This is a genomic window from Glaesserella parasuis (genome assembly GCF_002015085.1).
Taxonomy (GTDB): Bacteria; Pseudomonadota; Gammaproteobacteria; order Enterobacterales; family Pasteurellaceae; genus Glaesserella; species Glaesserella parasuis.
This window is the reverse complement of sequence record NZ_MUXW01000012.1, coordinates 1-26,316: the sequence shown is the minus strand read 5'-3', so window position 1 is coordinate 26,316 and position 26,316 is coordinate 1. Positions and strand designations below refer to the sequence as shown.

General features: G+C 40.0%; 26 protein-coding genes, 5 pseudogenes and 1 other annotated feature. Of the genes and pseudogenes, 21 read left to right on the top strand and 10 right to left on the bottom strand.

Features of this window, described 5'->3' with window-relative positions; translation table 11 throughout:
- Nucleotides 1-4: 4 nt before the first annotated feature.
- Entirely contained in the window at nucleotides 5-418 is a 414-nt protein-coding gene (locus B0183_RS04905; RefSeq protein WP_021119054.1) for a DUF2251 domain-containing protein, read from the top strand.
- A 117-nt stretch (nucleotides 419-535) separates the two neighbouring features.
- Here the strand turns inward: B0183_RS04905 and B0183_RS04900 are convergent.
- The 7 genes and pseudogenes from B0183_RS04900 to argS form a co-directional block, all read right to left on the bottom strand.
- Nucleotides 536-1,147: pseudogene (locus B0183_RS04900) on the bottom strand (IS1595 family transposase).
- 31 nt (nucleotides 1,148-1,178) lie between these two features.
- Entirely contained in the window at nucleotides 1,179-1,664 is a 486-nt protein-coding gene (locus B0183_RS13005; RefSeq protein WP_419471281.1) for a hypothetical protein, read from the bottom strand.
- 136 nt (nucleotides 1,665-1,800) lie between these two features.
- Nucleotides 1,801-2,280, bottom strand: coding sequence for a tRNA (uridine(34)/cytosine(34)/5-carboxymethylaminomethyluridine(34)-2'-O)-methyltransferase TrmL (gene trmL / locus B0183_RS04890; RefSeq protein ID WP_035496966.1), 480 nt, complete (start codon nucleotides 2,278-2,280; stop codon nucleotides 1,801-1,803).
- Nucleotides 2,281-2,283: 3 nt separating this feature from the next.
- Complete coding sequence (gene rlmKL, locus B0183_RS04885) at nucleotides 2,284-4,461, bottom strand: bifunctional 23S rRNA (guanine(2069)-N(7))-methyltransferase RlmK/23S rRNA (guanine(2445)-N(2))-methyltransferase RlmL (protein ID WP_078208434.1); 2,178 nt, start codon at nucleotides 4,459-4,461, stop codon at nucleotides 2,284-2,286.
- Between the two features lie 91 nt (nucleotides 4,462-4,552).
- Nucleotides 4,553-5,244: pseudogene (locus B0183_RS04880) on the bottom strand (IS5 family transposase); the annotation flags it as partial.
- Nucleotides 5,245-5,274: 30 nt separating this feature from the next.
- A pseudogene (locus B0183_RS04875) lies at nucleotides 5,275-6,099 on the bottom strand (IS3 family transposase); the annotation flags it as partial.
- A gap of 212 nt (nucleotides 6,100-6,311) precedes the next feature.
- Nucleotides 6,312-8,039 (bottom strand): arginine--tRNA ligase, encoded by a 1,728-nt coding sequence (gene argS / locus B0183_RS04870; RefSeq protein ID WP_078208433.1) that lies wholly within the window; start codon nucleotides 8,037-8,039, stop codon nucleotides 6,312-6,314.
- Nucleotides 8,040-8,075: 36 nt separating this feature from the next.
- On the opposite strand from argS, the gene B0183_RS04865 reads away from it, so the two are divergent.
- Genes B0183_RS04865 through B0183_RS04855 form a run of 3 tightly spaced genes read left to right on the top strand, consistent with a single transcriptional unit; the run spans nucleotide 8,076 to nucleotide 9,468 of the window.
- Nucleotides 8,076-8,693, top strand: coding sequence for a VOC family protein (locus B0183_RS04865; RefSeq protein WP_078208432.1), 618 nt, complete (start codon nucleotides 8,076-8,078; stop codon nucleotides 8,691-8,693).
- A 20-nt stretch (nucleotides 8,694-8,713) separates the two neighbouring features.
- Nucleotides 8,714-9,178, top strand: a complete 465-nt coding sequence (locus tag B0183_RS04860) for an outer membrane lipoprotein (RefSeq protein ID WP_078208431.1) — start codon at nucleotides 8,714-8,716, stop codon at nucleotides 9,176-9,178.
- Between the two features lie 29 nt (nucleotides 9,179-9,207).
- Complete coding sequence (locus tag B0183_RS04855) at nucleotides 9,208-9,468, top strand: deoxyribose-phosphate aldolase (protein ID WP_035497322.1); 261 nt, start codon at nucleotides 9,208-9,210, stop codon at nucleotides 9,466-9,468.
- Between the two features lie 524 nt (nucleotides 9,469-9,992).
- Here B0183_RS04855 and map read toward each other — a convergent pair.
- Together map and B0183_RS04840 are read right to left on the bottom strand one after the other, a co-directional pair.
- Entirely contained in the window at nucleotides 9,993-10,799 is an 807-nt protein-coding gene (map, locus tag B0183_RS04845) for a type I methionyl aminopeptidase (RefSeq protein WP_021112950.1), read from the bottom strand.
- 119 nt (nucleotides 10,800-10,918) lie between these two features.
- A complete protein-coding gene (locus tag B0183_RS04840) occupies nucleotides 10,919-11,593 on the bottom strand; it encodes a 7-cyano-7-deazaguanine/7-aminomethyl-7-deazaguanine transporter (RefSeq protein ID WP_021111166.1) in 675 nt (224 codons plus the stop codon).
- A gap of 313 nt (nucleotides 11,594-11,906) precedes the next feature.
- Here B0183_RS04840 and B0183_RS04835 point away from each other — a divergent pair, with 313 nt between their 5' ends.
- Nucleotides 11,907-12,119, top strand: a complete 213-nt coding sequence (locus tag B0183_RS04835; protein WP_035522473.1) for a pirin family protein — start codon at nucleotides 11,907-11,909, stop codon at nucleotides 12,117-12,119.
- Between the two features lie 59 nt (nucleotides 12,120-12,178).
- Here B0183_RS04835 and B0183_RS04830 read toward each other — a convergent pair whose 3' ends face one another.
- Nucleotides 12,179-13,036 carry a phosphoribosylaminoimidazolesuccinocarboxamide synthase gene (locus tag B0183_RS04830; protein ID WP_035522471.1) on the bottom strand — a complete coding sequence of 286 codons (858 nt, stop codon included), beginning with the start codon at nucleotides 13,034-13,036 and terminating at the stop codon, nucleotides 12,179-12,181.
- Nucleotides 13,037-13,216: 180 nt separating this feature from the next.
- Nucleotides 13,217-13,346 (top strand) — a sequence feature (His leader region).
- A 30-nt stretch (nucleotides 13,347-13,376) separates the two neighbouring features.
- Here B0183_RS04830 and hisG point away from each other — a divergent pair.
- The 16 genes and pseudogenes from hisG to B0183_RS12660 all read left to right on the top strand — a co-directional run.
- Nucleotides 13,377-14,273, top strand: a complete 897-nt coding sequence (gene hisG, locus B0183_RS04825) for an ATP phosphoribosyltransferase (protein WP_021112913.1) — start codon at nucleotides 13,377-13,379, stop codon at nucleotides 14,271-14,273.
- Nucleotides 14,274-14,596: 323 nt separating this feature from the next.
- Entirely contained in the window at nucleotides 14,597-15,883 is a 1,287-nt protein-coding gene (gene hisD, locus B0183_RS04820; protein ID WP_078208430.1) for a histidinol dehydrogenase, read from the top strand.
- Between the two features lie 94 nt (nucleotides 15,884-15,977).
- On the top strand, nucleotides 15,978-17,030 hold the full coding sequence (gene hisC / locus B0183_RS04815; protein ID WP_078208429.1) for a histidinol-phosphate transaminase: 1,053 nt from the start codon (nucleotides 15,978-15,980) through the stop codon (nucleotides 17,028-17,030).
- Nucleotides 17,031-17,112: 82 nt separating this feature from the next.
- Nucleotides 17,113-17,568 carry an IS200/IS605 family transposase gene (gene tnpA / locus B0183_RS04810; RefSeq protein WP_021112912.1) on the top strand — a complete coding sequence of 152 codons (456 nt, stop codon included), beginning with the start codon at nucleotides 17,113-17,115 and terminating at the stop codon, nucleotides 17,566-17,568.
- 67 nt (nucleotides 17,569-17,635) lie between these two features.
- The gene (gene hisB / locus B0183_RS04805; protein ID WP_078208428.1) at nucleotides 17,636-18,730 is read left to right on the top strand and encodes a bifunctional histidinol-phosphatase/imidazoleglycerol-phosphate dehydratase HisB; all 1,095 of its coding nucleotides are present in this window, start codon (nucleotides 17,636-17,638) and stop codon (nucleotides 18,728-18,730) included.
- A gap of 111 nt (nucleotides 18,731-18,841) precedes the next feature.
- On the top strand, nucleotides 18,842-19,981 hold the full coding sequence (locus B0183_RS12665; protein ID WP_234802030.1) for a hypothetical protein: 1,140 nt from the start codon (nucleotides 18,842-18,844) through the stop codon (nucleotides 19,979-19,981).
- 41 nt (nucleotides 19,982-20,022) lie between these two features.
- Nucleotides 20,023-20,364 (top strand): annotated as a pseudogene (locus tag B0183_RS04795) (DUF1016 N-terminal domain-containing protein); the annotation flags it as partial.
- Nucleotides 20,365-20,375: 11 nt separating this feature from the next.
- Nucleotides 20,376-20,972, top strand: coding sequence for a hypothetical protein (locus tag B0183_RS04790; protein WP_078208427.1), 597 nt, complete (start codon nucleotides 20,376-20,378; stop codon nucleotides 20,970-20,972).
- Between the two features lie 2 nt (nucleotides 20,973-20,974).
- Nucleotides 20,975-21,568, top strand: a complete 594-nt coding sequence (gene hisH / locus B0183_RS04785) for an imidazole glycerol phosphate synthase subunit HisH (RefSeq protein WP_078208426.1) — start codon at nucleotides 20,975-20,977, stop codon at nucleotides 21,566-21,568.
- Nucleotides 21,568-22,233 carry an MOSC domain-containing protein gene (locus B0183_RS04780; protein WP_078208425.1) on the top strand — a complete coding sequence of 222 codons (666 nt, stop codon included), beginning with the start codon at nucleotides 21,568-21,570 and terminating at the stop codon, nucleotides 22,231-22,233. The genes hisH and B0183_RS04780 overlap by 1 nt, the downstream gene beginning before the upstream one ends.
- A 55-nt stretch (nucleotides 22,234-22,288) precedes the next feature.
- Nucleotides 22,289-22,744 (top strand): IS200/IS605 family transposase, encoded by a 456-nt coding sequence (gene tnpA, locus B0183_RS04775; RefSeq protein WP_062924251.1) that lies wholly within the window; start codon nucleotides 22,289-22,291, stop codon nucleotides 22,742-22,744.
- Nucleotides 22,745-23,013: 269 nt separating this feature from the next.
- The gene (gene hisA, locus B0183_RS04770; RefSeq protein ID WP_078208424.1) at nucleotides 23,014-23,760 is read left to right on the top strand and encodes a 1-(5-phosphoribosyl)-5-[(5-phosphoribosylamino)methylideneamino]imidazole-4-carboxamide isomerase; all 747 of its coding nucleotides are present in this window, start codon (nucleotides 23,014-23,016) and stop codon (nucleotides 23,758-23,760) included.
- Nucleotides 23,742-24,515 carry an imidazole glycerol phosphate synthase subunit HisF gene (gene hisF / locus B0183_RS04765; protein ID WP_021112917.1) on the top strand — a complete coding sequence of 258 codons (774 nt, stop codon included), beginning with the start codon at nucleotides 23,742-23,744 and terminating at the stop codon, nucleotides 24,513-24,515. The genes hisA and hisF overlap by 19 nt, the downstream gene beginning before the upstream one ends.
- A gap of 70 nt (nucleotides 24,516-24,585) precedes the next feature.
- Nucleotides 24,586-25,040: pseudogene (tnpA, locus tag B0183_RS04760) on the top strand (IS200/IS605 family transposase).
- A 70-nt stretch (nucleotides 25,041-25,110) separates the two neighbouring features.
- Nucleotides 25,111-25,752: a bifunctional phosphoribosyl-AMP cyclohydrolase/phosphoribosyl-ATP diphosphatase HisIE gene (gene hisIE / locus B0183_RS04755; protein WP_021117434.1), complete on the top strand. Its 642-nt coding sequence runs from the start codon at nucleotides 25,111-25,113 to the stop codon at nucleotides 25,750-25,752.
- Nucleotides 25,753-25,827: 75 nt separating this feature from the next.
- Nucleotides 25,828-26,316 (top strand): IS1/IS1595 family N-terminal zinc-binding domain-containing protein (locus B0183_RS12660; protein ID WP_459543471.1); only part of this gene is annotated, 489 nt, incomplete at its 3' end.

The window sequence follows — 26,316 nt, the reverse complement described above, 5'->3', positions numbered from 1 at the left end:
CCTTATGTTATATTCAGTTCTAACCGATCATATTGTATTAGGAGAAGGCTATCGCAACGGCGCTCATTCCATTAAGCACGAACATTTAGTTGTGATGTTTGAAGATGATGGCGAAACAGGTTATTTCTACGCAATGGATTTACATCAGGAAGCTCAACCTGTGGTCGATAGTTTATTTGTCTATCGTGTCAGCGATGTAAAACCCGAAACCCTAAAAGAGCCTCGCCGTTTTCAGATCTGCTGGTCAGAAGATGGCTACAAGGCATTTTTGCTGTTAAATGATTATCCACACGCCGTGTTTGATTTCCGTGAATTTGTTGGCTATAACCATACCAAATTCCCTGAGCCAGAATTAGGCAGTATGTGGCGACACAAAGAAACAACGCCAGAATTAGTTGAGAAGTGGTTAATTAGTTAATAAAGATAAAGTCCCTAGATGGTTTGCTATCTAGGGACTTAACATAGATTAAAGAAAAATATAACTTTAATAAATTTTTTTGCCTATTACTTTAAATTTAGGGGCTGTCCTAGATAACTAACTTAAGCTGCCCTTAACTAATTGTTTTAAAATGGAAATTTGAGATTTTAAGTTACTGTGATTAAAATGCCATTCGCATTCCTTCAAATACAACTCAAAATGTGCTTTGGGAATACCGTTAAACTTGCCGTAAATGACGTTTAGCTTGGTTCCCAAAATTCTCAATTCCGTTTACATGATTTTGTTTTTCTGCGAAATGAGTACTGTGATTGATACGAAAATGATTAAACTCACTCACATCAAGAACATCATAGCTTCGATAAAAATCGGTAAAAGTGTCGCAGATTGAATATTCGGTACAACGACGGTATACACCTTACCATCACACTTTAAAAGCCCGAATACAGCAGTTTTACCCACAGCTCCACGACCTCGTTTACCTTTGCGAGTGCCGTCAAAATAGCTTTCATCCAACTCAATTTGTCCGTCAAATACTTCATCTGCTTCAAGAGCTAAATTGACCTCACGGATTTTTCGGTAAAACAGGATCGCTGAATTGGGCTGAATAACTAGCAAATCTGCGGCTGATCGAGCTGTTACTTCTAACATAAAAAATTCAAGGAGTTTCTTCTGTATAGATTTCTTTAATTTACAATGAGTTATCTTCATTTTTGTAGGTTAGCATACTAGCTAATCTACGTCAGCCCCTTTTTCTTAATTTCCGCATCACAATTGCCATCATATGAAATTGACATATTTGTACTGGCGTATTAAATAAATCTTTCATCAAACCACGTCTACCATCACCGGTAATCGATTGAATGATATAGCCTTTTTCTCTTAACCTATTCAGAGCAAGTTTGTAGTAAATATCTTTTTCGGTTCGCACAAAATAATGAGAAATGACGTTATTTGAATCCATCAACACTAATGCACCAAAATAACGACCGAAGAATGTCGTATCCATAATGATGTTCAAGTATCGATTTAAAGGTGGTTTTAAAGCTGTTTTAGGAGATTTATCAATATATCTTTGAATTGAACAATGATATTTAATAGCAAGTTGTTGATAGGTTTGTTTTCCGGATGTGTAATCAGTCCAAATTTTAATTGGATCTAATTTAGATTTTAAGATAAACGTTTTATAACATTCATTACAAAAATAACGTTGAGTATTATTTTGTATATCATGTTTCTTTATTTTCTGACTTTGGCAAAATGGGCAGTTTTTTGTTCATATTTCAAAAAATAGGGCTTAAAGCCTTGTACTATAAGGCTTTGAGCCACTTTTTAGCAACTATTTTGTCTATTACGCCGATAATTCAAATCTCTTGCCTTAGCACTGCATTTTGATAGCCAAACTGTCGCCACGCTTCGTACACCACAACAGCAACGGAATTAGACAAGTTCATACTACGGCTATCTTTACACATCGGGATACGGATTTTTTGTGACATTGGTAAACTATCTAAAATCGCTTTCGGTATCCCACGGCTTTCAGGGCCGAACATCAGAAAATCCCCCAATTCGTACTGCACATCGCTATGATTAGGCTCGCCTTTGGTGGTTAAAGCAAAAAGGCGTTTAGGCTTTGCTCGCTCAAGAAAATCATCAAAGTCTTTATATTTTTGAATATCGACAAACTCGTGGTAATCCAGCCCAGAGCGGCGTAATTTTTTATCATCCCACGCAAAGCCAAGTGGCTCAATCATATGCAAACGGAAACCGCAGTTTGCACAAAGACGGATAATATTCCCACTATTTTGTGGGATTTCAGGTTCATATAACACAATATCTAACATAATTTATTCCGAATGTTTCACAATCCAGCAGTTATGAATATGCGGATTACGCTCAAAATCCAACGGTAATGTTTTGTGCGAAATGTTTTCCGCCGTTAATCCTAATTCAGCCAAGCCGTCAAAATCCATTTTAAAGCCACGTTTGTTGTTCGAGAATACAATCGTGCCGTTTGCCGTTAAAATGCGTTTCAACTGTTTCATCAAGGCAATATGATCACGTTGTACGTCCCAACTGTTTTCCATTCGTTTTGAATTAGAAAAGGTCGGCGGATCAACGAAAATCAGTTCAAAACGCTCACGGCAATCCGCTAACCATTGCAAGCAATCTGCCTGATGCAAGCGGTGATTTCGTAGTGAAATATTGTTCAGCTCAAGATTTTGTTCCGCCCAGTTGAGATAGGTGTTTGACATATCTACTGTCGTGGTCGATTTTGCTCCATTTAACGCTGCGTGAACTGTCGCTGAACCCGTGTAGGCAAACAGATTTAGGAAGGTTTTTCCTTTCGCCATTTCGCCGACCATCTTACGTGTTAAGCGGTGGTCAAGGAACAAGCCTGTATCAAGGTAATCCGTCAAGTTTACCCATAGCTTCGCCCCATATTCATTCACGAAGAAATAGTCGCCTTTATTCGCCAGTTTCTCATACTGATTAGTCCCTTTTTGACGTTGGCGAACTTTTAAGACTAATTTATTTGTTTCAACACCGGTGACATACAAGGTCGCAGATACTGCATCAAGCAAGCGCTGGCGAGCTTTGTTTTCATCAATATTTTTCGGTGCGGCATACTCTTGCACCACGATATGATCGCCATATCTATCCACCGCCAAATTATATTCAGGCAGATCGGCATCGTATAAACGATAGGCATCAAGCCCTTGCTGTTTCGCCCATTTTTCGATCTTCTTGATATTTTTGGTTAAACGATTAGCAAAATCAGGGGCAACTTGTGCGTTTTGGCTAAATTGCAGATTTTCATCAAGATCTGACCGCTTGTCTGCATTTTCGCTGATCAAATAGTTCTTCTGCACACACTCAAGCGGTCCGTTCTTTGCCTTAAATTGACGAGCTGAACGCAGACGTAAGCAGTTCAGTAATTCAGGTTCGCCACTAAAAATAGAGGCATTCCAACCTGCAAATTGCTGTTTTAACCGTTGCCCAAAGACAGAATACAACGCAATTAACGCAGGGGTTGTACCTAGTCGTTCACCATAAGGCGGATTACAAATCACCGTCCCCACCTGCTCTGCAATCGGATTTTTCAACGCCGACACATCGCCTTGTTGCCACTGAATTAAATCTGCCACCCCTGCATTTTTCGCATTCTGTTTAGCTTTTTGTAGCACTCGGTGATCAAGGTCAAAGCCGAAGAATAGCACTTTGCTTTCCTCCCCCTGCTCGCGGGGGGAGGTGCCGAAGGCGGAGGGGGGCAGAATTTCCCCCTCTTTCGCTTCCTGCCAAACCCTTTTCCACAGTTCGATCTGATGCCCCTTCCAACTATCAAATCCCCAATGGATACGGTTAATTTGTGGGGCAATATTGGCTTGCATTTGAGCCGCTTCAATCAACAAAGTCCCCGAACCACACATCGGATCGACCAGTGGCGTACCTTTTTGCCAGCCCGAACGCAACACAATCGCCGCAGCTAAGGTTTCACGCAACGGTGCTTTCCCCGTTTCTTCACGATAACCACGCATATGCAAAGCTTCACCGCTTAAATCTAAAGAAATAATCAACTCTTCACGGTTTAAATAGGCGTGTAAACGAATATCTGGACGGATTTTATCCACTGTTGGACGAGCAAAACCTTTACGCTCAAAATAATCGACAATGCCGTCTTTCACTCGCATTGCACCAAATTGTGTGTTGCGAATTTCAGGGTTTGTGCCGTTAAAATCCACGAAAAAGGTATCTCTTGGATCGAAAATGCTCTGCCAGTCGTAAGCAACCACAGACGCATACAAATCGCTGTCGCTGAAAATTTTCGTATTGATTAAGGGCAATAAAATACGGGAAGCCAAGCGACTATGTAATAACGCTTGATACGCCCCTTTTAAATCAGTGGTGAAATGCACACCGCCTTGAGCCACTTTGCATTGTGCGTGCGTAATCTGCTCAAGTTCTGTTTTTAACATTTCTTCAAAGCCACGCGCTGCGGTGGCGAAATAGGTTGTTTGGGTCATTGTTTTAGGTCAATGGAAAAAAGTTGATGGAATTATAACTGAATTTCGTTAGATCTTTAAAATAGCTGCTGAATTTTAACAACTAATTTAACTAATCTTTATTAGGGGCTGTTGAACTTTTGAGTTTAAATCTTAACCAAACAACAATCTCCCCCCAACGAATACAACAAATCATTGCTAGAGATGCCGCATAATTTCTTGCTAACTTATCGTACCGAGTCGCAATGGCTCGGTATTGTTTTAAAAAAGCAAACGCATTTTCAACTAAATGGCGATAACGATATAAACACCAGTCTATATCCTGATTACCCACCTTTGAATTTCGTCTGCGAGGTATAACCGGAACTGCTTTTGTTGTCAAAATAAGTGCTCGGAAGGCTTCACAATCATAACCTCTGTCTGCAACAATGGTCTCACTGTCAGGTAACAATACCTCAAGCTCAGACGCAGCTTTACTGTCGTGAACATCCCCCCCGTCAGAACAAAATCAATAGGATTTCTACAACTATCTACCGCTAAATGAATTTTTGTGCTATTACCTGCCACACTTTTACCAATCGCTTGCAGATTTTGACCGCTTGCGCCTGTTGAATGCTGGTAAGCCTTGATGACACTGCGATTAATAAAAATCCATTCAGAATCAATATGTTGTCTAAATGATTTTAGCACTTCTTGCCAAACACCCTTTTTAGACCAAAGATTGAACCGACGATAAATCGTGTTCCACAAGCCAAATTCAGCAGGTAAATCACGCCAAGGGCATCCCGTACGAATGCGATATAAACTGATCTGACCCCAAAAAGTTAGACTAATTTAGTTCAAGGACTGAGTTCTGTATTCCACAGGGCTTAGTCCTTTTAATCTTACTTGAATACGCTCATGATTGTAATAATGAATATATTCGTGAATAGCTTGTTCCAGTTGCTCAAAGGTCTCAAACCGTTTACCAAAGTAACATTCCGTTTTTAAACGCCCAAAGAAACTTTCCATTGCACTGTTATCCAAACAATTTCCCTTTCTCGACATACTTTGTACGATGCCGTTTTGTTTCAAAATCGACTGATAACTTGCCATTTGATATTGCCAACCTTGGTCAGAATAGAGTATCGGCGTTGCTCCGTCAAGCCTTGCCACAGCTTGCTTCATCATTCGGCTTCTCTGCTCGAAACTTGGATTTCTTGCCACATCATAAGCAATAATTTCACCGTTAAACAAGTCCTTAATCGGCGAGAGATAAAGTTTACCTTCTGCACACTTAAATTCACTCACATCAGTGACCCATTTTTGATTTGGGGCTGTAGTGTGAAAATTCTGTTTTAGCAAATTCTCTGCAATTTTGCCGACTTCGCCACGATAAGAATGATATTTTTTGCGTTTGTTTTTCCCTTTCAACCCAAGTTGTTGCAGTAAGCGTTGGACTTTTTTATGGTTAATCAGCTATATTTTTCTTAATTCCAGCGTAATACGGCGATAACCGTAATTACCGTCATTTTTGTGATAAATTTTGATAACTTCTTGCTCAATCACTGCATTTTTATTGTCTTTTTCAGCAAGATGATAAAAGAACGTACTCCGTTTTAAATCAACCAATTGCAATAAAATCTCAAACGGAAATTGGTGGCGCAGTTCTTTCACGAGGCGTGATTATACTGATTAATCCAATATCTCAATATGGTTTCCTTAACCTGAAAATGCTGACGAGTTAATGGCGATTTTTATTATGTTGAAGATAAAATTCGATCACTTGTTGTTTAAAAGGTTGGGTGTATTTAGCCATAAAAATCTGCACCTTAATTAGTTGGTTGTTTAGTCCAACTTTTGGGGTGCAGATCATTTTTACAAACTATGCCTTACATCTTCTCAACCGTCTTAATACCCAACAGATCCAACCCTTGTTTTAAGGTTTTTGCTGTTAAGTGAGCGAGTTTCAAGCGACTTTGCTTAATACTTTCTTCGGCATTAAGTATTGGGTAGGCTTCGTAGAAGCTAGAGAAAATGCCTGCTAATTCATAGAGATATTGGCAGAGAACGTGCGGTGTGCCGTCTTTAGCAACCACCGTTACCGCTTCTTCAAACTGCAATAATTTAATCACAAGGTTGCGTTCTTTTTCGTCGGTTAAAACGATATTGCCCGTTAAGCTGTTCGGGTCGATCCCTGCACGACTGAAGATCGAACGCACACGGGTATAGGCATATTGCATATAAGGTGCGGTGTTGCCTTCAAAGCTCAACATATTATCCCAGTCAAATACATAGTCTGTGGTACGGTTTTTGCTGAGATCGGAGTACTTCACCGCCCCGATTGCCACGGCTTCCACCACAGCTTGTTTTTCACTAGCGGTTAAATCTGGATTTTTTTCTGCAATTAATTTTTCTGCACGCTCAACGGCTTCGTCAAGTAAATCCGCTAATTTAACCGTGCCACCTGTACGGGTTTTGAATGGTTTGCCATCTTTGCCTAACATCATTCCGAAGTTGTGATGTTCAAGGCTGAAGCTGTCCGGCACATAACCTGCTTTGCGAGTGATTAACCAAGCCTGTTGCATATGTTGGCTTTGGCGAGTGTCGGAAAAGACCAACGCACGATCTGCTTTTAAAGTTTCGTAGCGGTATTTGGCAGCAGCAATGTCAGTGGTGGTGTAAAGGAAACCGCCATCTTTTTTTTGCACGATTACGCCCATTGGATCGCCGTCTTTATTTTTAAATTCATCAAGGAAAACCACTAGCGCCCCGTCATCTTCAACGGCTAGACCCTGTGCTTTTAAATCCTCCACAATTTCAGGCAACATTGGATTGTAAAGGCTCTCGCCCATTACATCGTTTTCAGTAAGCGTCACATTCAAACGGTTGTAGTTATGTTGGTTTTGTTGCATTGTGATGTTTACCAACTTCTTCCACATCGTACGGCAATAATCGTCGCCACTTTGCAATTTCACCACATAATTTCGAGCTTTTTCTGCAAAGACTTCATCACTATCATAATGCTCTTTTGCTGCGCGATAAAAGGATTCAAGATCGCTCAATTCCATTTCAGACGCATGTTCGTTTTCCATTTTTTCTAGGTAAGCAATCAGCATACCAAATTGCGTTCCCCAGTCGCCGACGTGGTTAGCACGAATAACTTTGTTGCCTAAAAATTCTAAAGCACGCACTACACTGTCGCCGATAATGGTGGAACGTAAATGCCCAACGTGCATCTCTTTAGCGACGTTTGGTGATGAATAATCGACCACTACAGTTTGAGCTTGATTTAAGTTAATGCCTAATTTATCGCCACTGAATGCGTTTTCTGTTTGTTGAGCTAACCAAGTTGGGGCTAAGAAAATGTTGATAAAACCTGGACCTGCGATTTCTAATTTTTCTGCAATGCCGTTTAAATCAACGTTATCCACTACTTTTTGAGCAAATTCACGCGGGTTTAAGCCTAATTTTTTTGCTGCCCCCATAATGCCGTTCGCTTGATAATCACCGAATTGGACTTTGCCTGATTGACGCACTAATGGCTCAACATTTTGCTCTGCCCCTGCGACAATCATTGCTTGCTTGATTTTTTCCGATAGAATGTGTTGAATATTCACGTTTATACCTATTTCTAATACTAAAAAATGTGTGCAATGATACTAAAAAATACTGATAAATGCTCCGAATTTGCAAACTTTTTCACAAATCTAACCGCTTGTTTTGGTGAACTTGCTGAATTTGAGCGAAAAATAGCGCAGATTGCTAAGATTGCTCAGATTGATTTGAGCCAATATCAGATCGATCATCTGGCAGTACGAATGAATAGCAATGAGCTTGCTAAACAATGGAAAGCAATGCTACTGACTGGTTCAACGCTATTAAAAGAGGGTGAAGTTAATGGTCGCCCGATAGGTTTGTTTACTCTAAATCAGCCTCTGCATTTTTGCGGACAAGCCGTTTCTGTGATTGAGTTGCCGTTCCCTAAAGGTAAAAGCTATCCAGAAGAAGGCTGGGAACATATTGAAATTGTTATCCCAATGTACGAAAACGAGAACGTTGAGCAGTGGTGTAAGCGGATAGATGAGCAATTTTCTTTGCAAGCTAATCCCGAATTAAAGATCAAAATCAGTCAACCACAAGTCGAAGGCGAACGTTTACCTAATCCAAGTGTGGCAATTTCACTCATAAATGCAACTTATCAGAATTTTTGCTGTCTTAAATTGCACCCTTATGATATAAATACAATCGTTTTTTCTGAAAATAACCTTTAAATTTTTTGTTGGAGAATAATATGAAAAAGATGGGTTTAGCCATAGCGTTAGTGACAAGTTTAACCCTTGTTGGTTGTGCAAATACGGATATATATAGTGGTAGTGTATATCGTGGTGATCAAGCTAAAGAAGCTCGTTCAGTGAGTTATGGTACTATTTTATCTGTGCGTGAAGTTAAAATTCAGGCAGATAATAAAGGCGTTATCGGGGCTGTTGGTGGTGGTGTTTTAGGCGGTATCACAGGCTCTACGATTGGCGGCGGTCGAGGACAAGTTATCGCAGCAACTATTGGTGCTATGGCTGGTTCTATTGCAGGTAGCAAAGTTGAAGAAAAAATGAGCCAAGTTGCTTCTTTAGAAATGGTGATTCGTAAAGATGACGGCAAAGAAATTGTGGTAGTTCAGAAAAAAGAAGACGGTTTTATCCCCGGTAAACGTGTAAAAATTGTTGGTTCAAATTCTGATTTAAATGTGTCACTTCTTTAAAATTGGTTTATTTTATACAAAGGGCTTATATGAAAAAGTTATCCAGTATTTTATTAATAGGCATTATATCAGTAGCGTGTACGGCTGAAAAATATACATCTGAAGGTAATGCAACTATTGTAACCAGCGAATATCTATCTTTTGATTCAGTTAAACTTACTATAAAAAAAGACAATGGTGAATTAGTAACAATAAATAGGAAGTACGATGCTCATGCAACAGTGGGTGCCCGTGTGCATATAAATGAGATGAATAGACTAGAAACAATTCCTCGTTATGAATTTAAATGAATCTTATATCAATCACATACTTTGTCTGTTAAATTCTTTTTACTCATGTTGAACACATAGGTGGATGAAATAGTTGCTAATGTTTGTATTCCTTAAATATTAGCGACTTTTCTATTTAAAAAGTCTTGTAAAACAGTGTGTTACTCTTTTTCATTAATCCGTTGTGAGCAGATAATTGCAGCTTCAGTTCTCTCATAATTCTAAGTAATAAAGCCAATGAAAAAGGCTATTTTCCTTATAAACATCACAATGTAAGAAGTACTTATGCCAGTTTAAAGCGTTACATGGATTTTATTTTTATCTATGAAACACATTCTGAATTAAATATAGAAAAACGACAAATCGCTTAGAGGGGTTATTTAGTGAACTTAAGCGAGAATTAAATAATCACAATGGATTAACGAAAAAGAGTAAGATGTTGTTTATACAAGATTTTTTAAATAAAAAGAGTTGCTAACATTTAGAGAAAATAAACATTAGCAACCATTTTGTCTACTATGCCCTATTTTTCTTCATCTATATGATTAATTATTATTCATAAAACGTTGAATTCTACCTGACGCAATTTCCTCATCACGAATAGTTAAAATTTCACACCCATCTTTTGTAATCACAATTTGGTGCTCATACTGCGCTGAATGACTACGATCTTTGGTTTTAACAGTCCAACCATCGCCCATTAAGCGAATTTCTTTTTTCCCCGCATTTATCATAGGCTCAATGGTGAACACCATACCTTCTTGCAGAATAACGCCCTCATCATCAGCATAATAATGTAGCACTTGCGGATCACTGTGGAATTCATCACCGATACCATGCCCACAATATTCGCGTACCACAGAAAAGCCTTCTTTTTCAACATATTGTTGAATAACTTTACCAATTTGATTTAAACGGATACCTGGCTTAACGGTACGCAATGCGATATAAAGAGATTCTAGCGTCACCTCAAGTAAACGTTTGTCTTTCACACTCGGCTCTCCAACAACATACATTTTTGAATTATCACCGAAATAGCCATCTTTAATGACAGTGACATCAATATTGAGAATATCACCTTTTTTTAATTTCTTATCTGGATGAGGAATACCATGACAAACCACTTCATTGAGAGAAATACAAGTCGCATTCGGATAGCCATGATAACCCAAGCATGCAGGAATAGCCTGTTGCTCTTTTTCAATATATTCATGGCAAATACGATCTAGCTCTCCAGTTGTTACACCCTCTTTCACATAAGGCTCAATCATCACCAAAATATCAGAAGCCAGCTTACAAGCAACACGTAATTTCTCAATTTCTTCAGGTGTTCTAATCGGAATATTTTTCATTTTTACATCTCATTAAAATTAATATCGAAAAGATTATACTCTCTTTAGCAAGATAATTCACGACGGATCAACAAGCGGTTAGTTTTTGCAAATTTTTACCAAAACTAACCGCTTGTACATTATGATTTAACGGCTAAATTTAGCTTTTTAATTAAGAAATTCAATAATACGCCATAAAGTGGGAGGAAAAGTAATAAACTTACAAAAAGTTTAAAGGCATAATCCACAGTACCAATCGTAAACCAATGTTCCGCCATATATTCATCGCTACTTTTATAGAAAGCCACAGCAAAAAAGACAAAGGTATCAATAAGGCTACCAAAGATAGTAGAACTTGCGGGTGCTAACCACCACGTTTTTCCTTGGCGTAATCGGTTAAACACAAAAATATCCATTAACTGCCCAACAACATAGCCAGCAAAGCTCGCCAATGCGATACGAAATACAAAAGTATTAAACTCAGCTAACGTAGCAAAGCCTTGAAATTGTCCTTCAAAGAAAATAACTGAAATCACGTAGCTCACAATCAATGCGGGAAACATGACCGCCAAAATAATTTTACGAGCAAGTGATGCACCAAATACTCTAACGGTTAAATCTGTCGCAAGAAAGATAAATGGGAAAGTAAAAGTCCCCCAAGTCGTTGGAATTCGACTATCCGTAAATGGTACTGGGATTTCAAAAGCAATCTGAACTAAATAGTTACTGATTGTAATGATAAAAATATGGAAAAGTGTAAGTAGTAACAACGAGCGACGTTTCTGCTCGTCAGAAAAGTAGTCAATAACGTTCATATTGTTCCTTTTTGTTTAAGTTGTGTTAATTGGGGTGAGGGAACCCAAAAGTAAAAAAGAGGCGAGATAATACTGTTCTGTTAGAAAAGATCAAGTAAATTTAAAATTATCTCTTTTTAGTAAATAATTTATCAACAATCCCTTACTTTATCTTAGAGATAAATCACGTAAACTGTATCTAACAAAATAATAAGAAGTAAATGATGATACAACTACGTAAAGCACATGAACGAGGTGATGGCTCTTTTGATTGGTTAGAAAGCTACCACACTTTCTCTTTTGCCAATTATTATGATCCAAAATCTATCAAGATATGAAATTATGGCGTTATCAATATCCCAATAATCACTCAGAAAACATCACCTTAGATAAGAACCGAAATTATTGGCTACAAGTTGTCCGAGGGAATTTAACCATTGATGACTTAAATCTATCAGGGTGTGATGCATTAGGTATTCGTCAAGAAAGTGCCTTAGAGCTGGCGACTCACAGTGATGTGGAATTTTTGTTATTCGATTTAGCATAATATCTCAACACAACGGTGAGATTTTGCAAAATATTGCCAAGATCTCACCGCTTGTTATCTTATTTGGTTAATAAATCCAATGCTTCTTGATATTTTGCCACAGTTTTTTCAATGACATCAGAAGGTACTTTAGGCGCTGGCGCTTGTTTGTTCCAACCTCTGTTTTCCAACCAATCGCGGATAAATTGTTTATCAAATGATGGTGGATTCGTGCCTTCTTTGTAAGTTTCAACTGACCAAAAACGGCTTGAATCTGGAGTTAATACTTCATCCATTAATGTTAATACGCCATTTTCATCTAAGCCAAATTCAAATTTGGTGTCACAGATAATAATGCCTTTTGTTAAGGCATAATCTGTCGCTTCTTTATAAAGACGAATTGCAGCATCACGCACTTTTGCGGCAAGCTCGGTGCCGATTTGACATTCGCATTCTGCATAACTGATATTGATATCGTGATCGCCTACTTCCGCTTTACTTGACGGTGTGAAAATTGGCTCAGGCAATTTGCTCGCTTCAACTAAACCTTCTGGTAATTCAAGTCCACAAATGGTACCTGTTTTTTGATAATCTTTTAAGCCACTGCCTGTTAAGTAGCCACGAACAATCGACTCAATTTTAACAGGGGTTAAACGCTTACATACAACCGCTCTGTATTGAATTGCTTCCGCTTCTTCTTTTGAGAGAACGTCAAAGACTGAATCACCCGTAAAGTGATTTGGCATAATGTGCGCTAATTTATCAAACCAAAAGTTAGAAATTTGGGTTAAAATTTCGCCTTTGCGTGGGATTGGATCGTCTAAGATCACATCAAAGGCGGATAAACGATCCGTTGCCACCATAAGCATACGTTTATCATCAATTTCATAAAGATCACGGACTTTACCCGAATAGATTTTTTTTAGGCTGATTTGCATGGCAGGATTCCTATTAGATTGAACAATTCAGCCTAATTATAGCAATTTACTCAAACGTTTGCTATTTATCATAAAAATAATTTATCTTTAAAACAAAAAAAGCTTGTCATCTTTCTCTTTTTATCGTATTTTGTGAGCCATTCATTTTTGGAGAAAAAATATGACCTTTATTCGTACTCGCTATCATCACCATTTGACCGACTAATCTTTCAGGCATTTGGCGTGTTCGGAAGATAAACTTCCGAGAGCGAATTAAGATCAACACAGAATTCACAACCCCTCGGAAGACAACTTTCGAGGGGTTTTTCTTTATTCAAAATAAAAATAGAAGGAACACAATATGTCAGACAACAGACTTCGCATTGCAATGCAGAAAAAAGGACGTTTAAGCAAAGATTGCAGCGAATTACTCAAACAGTGCGGTGTGAAAATCACTTGGAACGAACAACGTTTAATCGCTTATTCCGAAAATCTGCCGATTGAAATTTTGCGAGTGCGTGATGATGATATTCCAGGACTGGTATTTGACAGTGTGGTCGATCTTGGTATTATCGGCGAAAACGTGTTGGAAGAAGAGGAATTAGGGCGTTTATATGCGGGTGAATCCGTCGAATATAAAAAACTCCGTACTTTAGATTTCGGCGGTTGCCGTTTGTCATTAGCGATTGATCGTGACCGCACATATAACGGCGTACAAGATTTCAAAGATGCCCGTATCGCCACCTCTTATCCTAACTTACTCAAACGCTATATGGCAGAACAAGGTGTGCCGTTTAAAAATTGTCTATTAACTGGTTCGGTAGAAGTTGCCCCAAGCGCAGGACTTGCTACAGCAATTTGCGATTTGGTTTCATCAGGCGCAACCCTTGAAGCAAACGGTTTAAAAGAAGTCGAAGTGATCTATAAATCCAAAGCCTGCTTAATTCAACGTGCCGAACCATTAACCGCGGAAAAACAAGCCCTCGTCGATAAACTGCTCACCCGAATTCAAGGCGTACAACAAGCCGCAGAATCTAAATATATTATGCTTCACGCTCCAAAAGATAAACTCGAAGAAATCACGGCTTTGCTACCAGGTGCCGAGAATCCAACGATTTTACCGCTGGCACACGATGATTCCAAAGTTGCTATGCATGTGGTCAGCCAAGAGAACTTATTCTGGGAAACGATGGAAAGCCTTAAAGAGATCGGCGCAAGCTCGATTTTGGTGTTACCGATTGAGAAGATGATGGAGTAGTTATTGTTACTTTTCTTTGCGTTGCCAAAGACAAATGTATAAACATTTGAGCGTTGGTAGCTCGTCACGACCAGAAGGGCGAGCGAAGCGAGTAAAAGTAACCAAAAGAAAGGCAACCCTACTTCGCCCCTGATCTTCGCTTTATTTGAATTTGCTTAACGGAAAAATTTAAAACTCGCTTGCTACGCAAGCTCAAACACTAAATTTTTCCTACAAATTCAAAGTCGCTCAGGGGGCTCAGAAGGGAAACAGAGCCGCAGAGCGGCTCAATTATGCGTAACCTAGTACGGCTTTGCCGTGCTAGGCAAAAAAGGAACGATAATATGCAAACCCTAATTTGGAACAATTTAACCGAAACGGAAAAACAACAAGCCCTTACCCGCCCTGCGATTTCCGCATCAAGCGACATCAAAAGTGCGGTGGAAAATATCGTCAATTTAGTGAAAACTGAAGGCGATAAAGCGTTATTTGAACTGACGGCAAAATTCGATAAAACCGAACTGAAAAGCCTTGTGGTATCAAAAGAACAGATCGAACAAGCGACAAAACGCATTCCAGATGAATTAAAACAGGCGATTCAAAATGCTTATCGCAATATCAAAACGTTCCACGAAGCACAAAAAACGCAAACCGTCGATGTAGAAACCCAAGCAGGCGTGCGTTGCCAAGTAATTACTCGTCCGATTCAACGTGTGGGCTTATATATCCCCGGTGGTTCTGCGCCGCTGTTTTCGACCGTGTTGATGCTCGCCATTCCCGCTAAAATTGTGGGCTGTCAAAAAGTGGTGCTCTGCACACCACCGCCGATTGCCGATGAAATTCTCTACACCGCCAATTTATGTGGGGTCGAAACGATTTACGCCGTAGGCGGTGCGCAGGCGATTACGGCGATGGCGTTCGGCACGGAAACGGTGGCGAAAGTGGATAAAATCTTCGGGCCGGGCAACGCCTTTGTAACCGAAGCTAAACGCCAAGTAAGCCAACAACTTAATGGTGCTGCGATTGATATGCCTGCAGGGCCTTCGGAAGTGTTAGTGTTAGCCGATCAATTTGCCGATCCTGATTTTGTCGCCAGCGACTTGCTTTCCCAAGCGGAACACGGCGCAGACAGCCAAGTGATTTTGGTCACCGACAGCCTTGAACTTGCTCAAGCCACCGAACAAGCTATCGAACGCCAACTTGCAAAATTACCACGCAAAGAGACCGCTTGTAAGGCGCTTTCGCATAGTCGGGTATTTATTGCCGAAGACTTACAACAATGTGTCCAAATCAGCAACGCCTACGCCCCTGAACATTTAGTAGTGCAAGTGGAAAACCCTCGCAACCTACTGCCTTTTCTCGATAACGCAGGCTCAATTTTCTTAGGTGCATATAGCCCCGAAAGTATGGGCGATTACGCTAGCGGCACCAACCACGTGCTACCAACCTACGGCTACACCCGAACTTATTCCAGCCTCGGTTTAGCGGATTTCAGCAAACGAATGACCGTGCAAGAACTCACTCCGCAAGGCTTTAAAGATCTCGCAAAAACCGTGGAGCTAATGGCAGCAGCAGAACAATTGGAAGCGCATAAGCAGGCGGTGTCGATTCGGTTGGCGAAGATAAAATAAACAGTAGGGACACACTGCGTGTGTCCGAAAAATAAATCATCGCAAATAATATTAACGGACACACGCAGTGTGTCCCTACAACAGGATATACAATATGACAATCTCACAACTCTCTAGAAAAAATGTCCAATCCCTCACCCCATACCAATCCGCACGCCGTTTGGGTGGTTCGGGGGATGTATGGCTGAATGCGAACGAATATGCGCTTTCGCCAAACTTCGATTTAACTGACCGCACTTTTAACCGCTATCCCGAACCGCAACCGCAAGCGGTGATTGAAGGTTATGCTACCTACGCTGGCGTTATGCCTGAAAATGTATTGGTTAGCCGTGGTGGCGATGAAAGTATCGAGCTGATTATCCGTGCTTTTTGTGAGCCGACCGACTGTGTGCTGTACTGTCCGCCAACTTATGGAATGTACAGCGTGTCGGCGGAGACCTGTGGCATTGCACTTAAAACCGTGCCTTTAACTGCGGATTTCCAACTTAATTTGCCTGAAATTGAACGCAATTTGGACGGTGTGAAAGTGGTGTTTGTGTGCAGCCCAAATAACCCAACAGGCACGCTAGTCAAGCGGTCGGATTTGCTCAAACTTTTACAAATTACCACTGGCAAAGCGATTGTGGTGATGGACGAGGCTTATATCGAATTCTGCCCGCAAGCGACAATGGTCAATGAGCTACCAAATTATCCACACTTAGCCATTATCCGCACGCTATCTAAAGCCTTTGCTCTTGCAGGCTTGCGTTGTGGCTTCACCCTTGCCAATGCCGAATTGATTAATGTGCTACAAAAAGTCATCGCTCCTTACCCACAGCCTACCCCTGTAACCGACATCGCTACCCAAGCCTTAACCGCTCAGGGCTTGAACGAAATGCAACAACGTGTTGCCGATGTGCTAGAAAACCGCACCTGGTTAATCGACCAACTCAAACAAATCCCAAGCGTGGTTGAGATTTTCGACACTGAGGCTAACTATGTACTGGTAAAATTCCAAGACGGACAAAAGGTGTTCAAAGCCTTATGGGAAAAAGGGATTATCTTACGTGACCAACACAAAGCATTGGGGTTACAGAATTGTATTCGGATTTCTATTGGCACGAGAGAGGAGTTGGAAAGAACGGTGGAGGCGATTGGGGGAGTATAAGATAAATCGTTGCGGATGCCACGCACTAACGTACGTGGTTAAGCATAGTGCCGCTACTCCGTAGCGGTAAGTTAGGGAAAATATGAGCTATACAAGAAATTTATACCATATTATCTTCCGTACTAAATATGGTACGCCAAGTATTTTAGAAGAAAATGAAGATGCGCTTTATCGCTATATTTGGGGATTTGTAAGAGAACATAATTCTGTGCTTTATCGGATCAACGGTATGCCCGATCATCTTCATCTTTTTGTTGAATTGCACCCGATGCTTTCGGTCGCTGAGTTTGTACAAAAACTGAAAACGACAACACATAAATGGATTGATGAAAATAAACATCTTTTTCCTGAATTTTATGCGTGGTCTAGGGGCTACTGTTCACTAACTTATTGCGAAAAAGATAAAGAGAAAATCATCAATTATATTAAAAATCAAAAAGAACACCATAAAACAGCTGATTTTGTAGAAGAAGTAAAATTCTTGCTTACAGAGGCTGGAATTGCAATAAACGAAAAATTTTTTGAACAAGATTTATAGCGATGCAGCGCATCGCCACTATGCGTAACCACATACGTCAGTATGTGGCAAGAACAGGAGAACAAAAATGACACAACAATCTATTTTATTCATCGATCGTGACGGCACCTTAATTGACGAACCCAAAACCGATTTTCAAATCGACAGTTTAGAAAAACTCAAATTTGAGCCGAATGTGATCCCTGCCTTGCTCAAGCTCAAACACAAATATCGCTTTGTGATGGTGAGCAATCAGGACGATTTAGGTACGAGTTCATTTCCGCAAGAGACCTTCGACAAACCACATAATGCAATGATGGAACTATTCCGCTCGCAAGGTATTGAGTTTGATGACGTGTTAATTTGCCCACACAAACCTGAAGACAACTGCGACTGCCGCAAGCCGAAAACCAAGTTGCTGCAAAAATATATTGAGCGTGAACTGTTCGACCCTGCCACCAGTTTTGTCATCGGCGACCGTGCTACAGACGTTCAGTTGGCGGAAAATCTTGGTATTCGTGCCTTGCAATATCATCCTGAAAAATTAAATTGGGATTTGATTGCGGAAAAATTACTTGGCGAGCCAGTGACCAACATTGGCGACCGCCAACCACGCTATGCAGAAGTGGTGCGTAAAACCAAAGAGACTGACATCAAAGTGCAAGTGTGGCTAGACGAAACGGGTGTGAACGACATCAAAACCGGCGTGGGCTTTTTCGACCATATGCTCGACCAAATCGCCACCCACGGCGGTTTCCGTATGAATATCTCGTGCAAAGGCGACCTATGGATTGACGAACACCACACCGTTGAAGACACCGCCCTTGCCCTTGGTACCGCCTTAAAACAAGCCATCGGCGACAAACGCGGCATCGCCCGTTTTGGTTTCGTCTTGCCAATGGACGAATGCAAAGCTCAATGTGCAATGGATTTATCGGGTCGTCCATTTATCAAATTTAAAGCGGAATTTAAACGTGACAAAGTCGGCAACTTCAGCACCGAATTGACGGAGCATTTCTTCCAATCTATCGCCTTCACGATGCTTGCCACTTTGCATATCAAAGCCAAAGGCGACAATGATCATCACAAAATCGAAAGCCTGTTTAAAGTTTTCGGCAGAACCTTACGCCAAGCCATTCGCATTGAAGGGAATGAGTTGCCGAGTTCGAAAGGGGTTTTATAATCTCTCATCTTCCCCTCGCCCGCTTGCGGGAGAGGGGGGAGAAAATCCGAAGGATTTTCGGAGGGAGAGGGGAAAAGTGCGGTTGGAATTTGAAAAGTTTTTGGGGAAATCATGAATAATACAATTGAACGTCTTGAGAAAAGTATCAGATTTTTAGAAGGGTATAAATCTACACTTGATGAGAATACATCTACCTATTATAGAATAGGTATTATCTTACCTATTTTATCTAAAATCAAATTATCAGAGGATGATTGGAGTAAACAATGTCAATATCTTTACCCTAAATATAGAGAAGAGCTTTTTAAAGAGCTAATATATTTAGAAGGTGAAAGGCTAGAGGATGATATATCAATCCTTATTGAAGGGATATATTGTAGATGTGCATATTTACTTAGAGAATATATATTATATATGGAGTCAAATGACCCTTATGAATATCGATTTGGGATGGATAAGCTTAGTGTAGTACATAACAAAGTACTAAATGATAATTATGGTTTTATAGATAAAAGAAATGAAGGTAGATTAAATGTCATAAAAGATAAACAATTAGATATTTGGATTTTAGGATATTATTTTTATGGTAAATCATTTAAATCTTTTGAAAAATATGAGGAGCTTGTCAAAAAAAGTGAAGAAAAGTCCTTAGATATTAAAAATGACATAGAGCGTGAAAAAGATAAGTTATCTCATTTTATCAACGAGAAACAAGAAAAAGTACAGCAATTAGCTAAACAATTAGAAGAACAAAAAACAGCATTTAATTTTGTTGGTTTATCCCAAGGTTTTGAAAATTTATTATCCCAGAAAAGATATGCTAAATGGACTTCTTTTACAATTATGTCTATATTTTGCATTCTTTTAATTGTACTGCCAATATTTTTTCTTGGGGGAAGATTTCTAAATTGGTTTCATGAATATAATATCCAGTGGAAAGATATTGGTTGGGAGCAAATGTTGCCTGTTCTAGGTTTAGAGCTTATTTTGATTTATTTTTTCCGAGTTGTATTAAATCACTATAACTCAATTCAAACTCAAATCATGCAACTTGAATTAAGACAATCTCTTTGTCAGTTTATTCAGAGTTATGCAGATTATGCAAAAGAGATCAAAGAAAAAGATGGAGCTTCGCTAGAAAAATTTGAGAATTTAATTTTTAGTAGCATTCTTTCCTCACCAGACAAAGTACCTAGCACTTTTGATGGTTTAGAGCAATTATCTAATTTTTTGAAAGAAATTAAAAAATAATCTAAAAGTTTAAACTCTGATTTAAATTCATGGAGTGTCAAATGTCTTTAACCACCGACATCAAACAAATCATCCTTCAATCCCGCAAGACCGCAATTCGTGCAGTGGATTTTCAACGGGTGCTGATGTATTGGCATATCGGCAAGCAGATTTTTGAAGAAGAACAGCAAGGACAAGATCGGGCGGATTATGGCGCTTATTTGATTAAAGAGCTGGCTCAGCAACTTGTGCCTGAATTTGGCAGTGCGTTTTCTTCTCGCCAATTAAATTGGTATCGCCAATTTTATCGTGCGTTTCCAATTGCGTCCGCACTGCGGACGCAATTGAACTGGACGCAATATCGTATGTTATTACGCCTTGATGATGCGGATAAACGATTATTTTAGGAAGTTTTATGTTAGATATAGAAAGTTTAGTTAATGATTTCTTTAGTTATTTAAAATATAAAGAAGATATTGAAATTTATAATGAGTTTAGCTTTCAGCATGAACTTGGTATATTCTTAAGAGAAAAGCTAAACGAAAACAATAAAGACTATAAAATTCAATTTGAAAGAAATGTCAAAGATTTTGGTTATATACCAAAAGATAAAAATGAGAAAAAAGAAATAGATATAGTTATATTAAATAAATATGAAAATGATGAAAAATATGCAATAGAGCTAAAATTTGCAAATGCAACTAATGGTCAATACCCTGAAAAGATGTTTAGTTTTATTAAAGATATACATTTTATGGAAACAGTCAAAGCGGAATGTAAAGGATTTGTTAGGAATTATTGTATTACAATTGTTGAAGATGAAAATTTTTATAAGAAGAAGGGTAAGATTGATGGGATTTATGCTTATTTTCGTAATGGAAAACAAATAACTGGAGATATAGAAAAACCGACAGGAAAAGAAAAATACTCTATATCATTAAAGGAAACTTACCAAATAATATGGCAAAAATTTGGTGAGAATAAGAAATTTTATATAGTTAAGATCTCATAATTATGACTAATTTAGTAATCATCGACACAGGCTGTGCAAACCTGTCTTCTGTAAAATTTGCATTCGACCGTTTGGGAATTCAAGCGGAAATTAGCCGTGATTTGGCGAAGATTAAATCGGCGGATAAATTGCTGTTACCGGGCGTGGGGACGGCGATTGCGGCGATGAAAAATCTGCAGGATCGTCAGATGATTGAAACCATTCAAAATGCTACCCAACCGATGCTTGGCATCTGTTTGGGGATGCAGCTGATGACGGAGTTTTCCACCGAAGGCAATGTGGAAACCCTGCGCCTGATGAACGGCAAAACGGAACTGATTCCGAATACAGGCTTGCCGTTGCCGCATATGGGCTGGAACCGTGTGCGTTATGCGGCGGATCATCCGCTGTTTGCCGGCATTGAGCAAGCCAGCCATTTCTATTTTGTGCATAGTTATGCGGTGTTGCCGAATGAAAACACTATTGCGACCAGCAACTATGGCGTGGATTTTTCGGCGGCGATTGCGAGCAAAAACTTTTATGGCGTGCAGTTCCACCCTGAGCGTTCGGGCAAAAACGGGGCGCAGTTGTTGAAAAATTTTGTGGAGAATATTTAATGGCGGAAGTGTTAGCCTTAAAAATCGGTTTGGTAGAAAACGTCACTTTTGCGGACGGAACAACCTTAGAAAGTGCTATTCGCAAGCAACCTGTGGATAAAATCACCGTTCACGAATTAGGGGCGGAAGGTAATGATGTGGGCTTGAAAGCCCACCATGGCGGTGTAGATAAGGCATTGTTTTTTATGGCGGAAAAAACCTTTGAAAAATTGACCGCACTTATTGGTAAAGATTTCGATTGGAAGAACACGGCGATTTACGGCGAGAATTTTATCGTTTCCGAATTGGATGAAACCAACGTTTGTGTGGGCGACCGTTATCAAATCGGCGATGTGATTTTAGAAGTGTCGCAACCACGCAAACCTTGCGAGCGGTTGTCGCTTAATTCTGAGTGTGCGGAGACGCAAAAAATCGTGCGAGAGCAAGGTTTAACAGGTTGGTATGTGCGTGTGGTTCAAACCGGCGTTTGCAAAAAAGGCGACAAAATCCACCGCTTGCAACGCCCGTATCCGGATTTAAACATTATGCATCTAAACCAACTTGCCGCACAAAAAACAACTGAGGTAATGCGTGCAGAGTTAGAAAAAGCGTTGGCTTGCGAAGTGCTGGCAGAGGCGTTTAAGCGGACGTTGAGAAATCAGTTGGGGCGATTAACCCAAGGGTAACAAGTTACCCTTGGTTATGTATAAGCTTACCCCTTTGGGGTAATTGAGGAATATAATGAGTTATACACGTTTACTTTATCATATTGTTTTTCGGACAAAATATGGGGTTCACGCCATTAATGAACAATATGAAAATGAGCTTTATCGTTGTATTTGGAAATTTGTTCAAGATCATCAAAGCGTTTTATACCGAGTGAATGGAATGCCCGATCATATTCATTTATTTGTGGAAATTCATCAAACTATTCCTGTATCGGAATTTGTGCGGAAGTTAAAAAAGACAACGCATTTATTTTTAGAACAAAATAAATCATTATTTCCTGATTTTACTGAATGGGCAGTAGGTTATTGTGCATTAACTTATTGCGAAAGAGATAAAGCAAAAATTATTAACTACATCAAAAATCAAAAAGAACACCATAAACATACGAGTTTTATGGATGAAGCAAAATTTCTACTGGCTGAAGCTGGTGTAGAAGTTGATGCTAACTTTATTGATAGAAATTTATAATATTTAGCCAAGTTGTATCTAGGTGCCATATCTACCCCAACGGGGTAGGATCATGCATAACCTAGGGTAGCTTGCTACCCTAGGACAAACAAGCAGCCTACGACAAACAAGCAGCTCTAGGGGAAACGACATAGCAGTACCTAGGGTAATAAATTACCCTAGGTTAATCATAAGCTTACCCCTTTGGGGTAGTAAGACTACATCTACCCCAAAGGGGTAGGATTATACGTAACCTAGGGTAGCTTGCTACCCTAGGACAAGGAAACACAATGAAAAAATCTATTATCCCCGCCCTTGATTTGATTGATGGGCAGGTGGTGCGATTGCACCAAGGCGATTATGCCAAACAGACGACTTATAGCGATAATCCGATTGAGCAATTTGCGAGCTACCTTGCACAAGGGGCGGAGCAGTTGCATTTGGTGGATTTGACGGGGGCGAAAGATCCTGCCAAAAGACAGACCGCACTTATCGGTGAGATTATTGCGGCGACCAAATGTAAAATCCAAGTGGGCGGCGGTATTCGCTCGGAGCAAGATGTGGCGGATTTATTGGCGGTGGGAGCGAACCGTGTGGTGATTGGCTCCACAGCGGTCAAAGAACGTGAGATAGTCAAGGGCTGGTTCAATAAATACGGGGCGGAGAAATTCGTGCTGGCGTTGGACGTGAACATTGATACAAGCGGTCGAAAAATCATTGCGATTAGCGGTTGGCAAGAGGCAAGCGGCGTGTCACTGGAAGAATTGATTGACGATTTCCAATCGGTCGGTTTGCAGCACGTTTTATGTACGGACATTTCTCGTGACGGCACGTTGGCGGGGTCAAACGTGGATTTGTATAAAGAAATTTGTGCCAAATATCCTGATGTGAATTTCCAATCATCGGGCGGTATCGGTTCGCTTGCGGATATTCAAGCGTTAAAAGGTACAGGCGTGGCTGGCGTAATCGTGGGACGTGCGTTGTTAGAAGGTAAATTTAATGTGGCGGAGGCAGTCGAATGTTGGCAAAACGGATAATCCCTTGTTTAGATGTGCGTGATGGACAAGTAGTCAAAGGCGTACAATTCCGCAATCACGAAATTATCGGCGACATCGTACCGCTTGCCAAACGCTATGCGGAAGAAGGGGCGGACGAATTGGTATTCTACGATATTACCGCCTCATCAGACGGTAGAACGGTGGATAAAAGCTGGGTGGAGCGTGTAGCGGAAGTGATCGATATTCCCTTCTGCGTGGCGGGTGGCATTAAAACCATTGACGATGCAGAGCAGATTTTTGCCTTCGGTGCGGATAAAATTTCTATCAATTCGCCCGCACTGGCGGATCCTGATCTGATTTCCCGTCTTGCAGATCGCTTTGGCGTGCAAGCCATTGTGGTGGGTATTGATAGTTGGTTCGAAAAAGAAACAGGCAAGTATTGGGTTAATCAATACACCGGCGATGAAAAACGCACCCGCCAAACCAACTGGCAGCTGCTCGATTGGGTGGCAGAAGTGCAAAAACGAGGTGCCGGCGAAATCGTGTTAAATATGATGAACCAAGACGGCGTACGCAACGGCTATGATTTAGCCCAACTGAAAAAAGTGCGTGAAGCCTGCCACGTACCGCTGATTGCCTCGGGCGGTGCAGGCGAAATGGTGCATTTTAGAGATGCGTTTATTGATGCGAATGTGGACGGCGCACTGGCAGCGAGTGTGTTTCATAAACAGATTATCAATATTGGGGAGTTGAAGGATTATTTGGCTCAGCAAAATGTTGAGATCCGCCGTTAGTACCGACAGCGACATTGTCGCAATCGGTTACGCATAATTCGGTGGCTTTGCCACCGTTTAGGGATATAAAATGAGCTATACAAGGTTGCTTTATCATATTGTTTTTCGTACAAAATATGGTTTACCAACTATTGTGGAAGAACACGAAGAAATTTTGTATCGTTATATTTGGGGTTATGTGAAAGAGCAAGGTGTGGTGCTTTATCGAATAAATGGTATGCCTGATCATTTGCATCTATTTGTTGAATTAAAAGCAACCATCAATGTAGCAGATTTTGTGAAGCATTTAAAAATAGTACCCATTTATTTTTAGAACAACATCGTAATTATTTTCCTGATTTTTATGCGTGGTCGAAAGGTTATTGTGCGTTAACTTATAGCGAACGAGAAAAAGCACAAATCATCAATTACATTAAAAATCAAAAAGAGCATCATAAAAGCCAAAATTTTGTGGATGAAATAAAATTTTTATTAGCGGATTATGGCATTAAATATGATGAACAATATTTCGAAAGAAATTTATAAAGAGTGGCAACGCCACCCAATTATGCGTAACCTAGTACGGCTTGCCGTGCTAGGAAAATAAGGATAGAGAATGATAAATAAAGTAAATTGGCAAAAAGTCGATAACCTTCTCCCCGTTATCATCCAAAACGCCCAAACCTGTGAAGTCCTAATGCTTGGTTATATGAACCAAGAAGCATTAGGCAAAACATTAGCCGAGAAAAAAGTTACCTTTTTCTCTCGCACCAAGCAACGCTTATGGACGAAAGGGGAAACTTCGGGCAATTTCTTAAACGTGGTGGATATGAGCTTGGATTGTGATAACGATACCTTGCTGATTTTAGCCGATCCGATTGGGGAAACTTGCCATACTGGAGCGGAAAGTTGTTTTCATCAGTTTGAAACCCAATCCGAAGGCGATTGGACGTGGTTTAGCAAATTAGAACGTACTCTTGCCGAGCGTAAAAACGCCGATCCTGAAAGTTCTTACACGGCAAAACTTTATGCGAAAGGCACGAAGAAAATTGCACAGAAAGTCGGCGAAGAAGGGGTTGAAACGGCACTTGCGGCAATGGCGAAAGATCGTGAAGAACTTGTAGGTGAAGCGACAGATTTAGTCTATCACCTAACAGTTTTATTACATAATGAAGGGCTTGCTTGGCAGGATGTGATTGCAAAATTAAAAGAGCGTCATCAGGGCATAGGGTTACACCCTGAAGGCTCACATAAATAGGCATAGTAGACAAACTGGTTGCTAAAAAGTGGCTTAAAGTCTTATATTACGGGCTTTAAGCCACTTTTTTGAATTATGAACCAAAAAAATGTCATTTTTTGCCACAGTAGTGACATTCGCAAACATGGTATAAGAAATAATATTCAACGCTATAAATGTAATGCTTGTAATAAAACATTTACCCTTAAAAAGAAATTAAATCCACCCCAATCACGTGATTTAAATATTATTGCGGATACCACATTCTTTGGTCGTGAATTTGGTATTCTACTCCTGATGGATTCGCTTTCTAAAAAGGTAGTTCACCATCGTGTTATTAAAACAGAAAAAGATGTTTATTACAGAATAGCATTTAATTCACTTCGTATGAAAGACTATAAAATTCAATTAATTACCTGTGACGGCAGGCGAGGTTTATTGAAAGATTTATTGAATACACCGACGCAAATGTGCCATTTTCATATGGTAGCTATTGTGATGAGAGCATTAAGAAAAAAACATCAATCTATAGCTGGAAAAGAATTAAAAATCATGGCATTGACTCTTAAACAGAGCGCTAAAAAA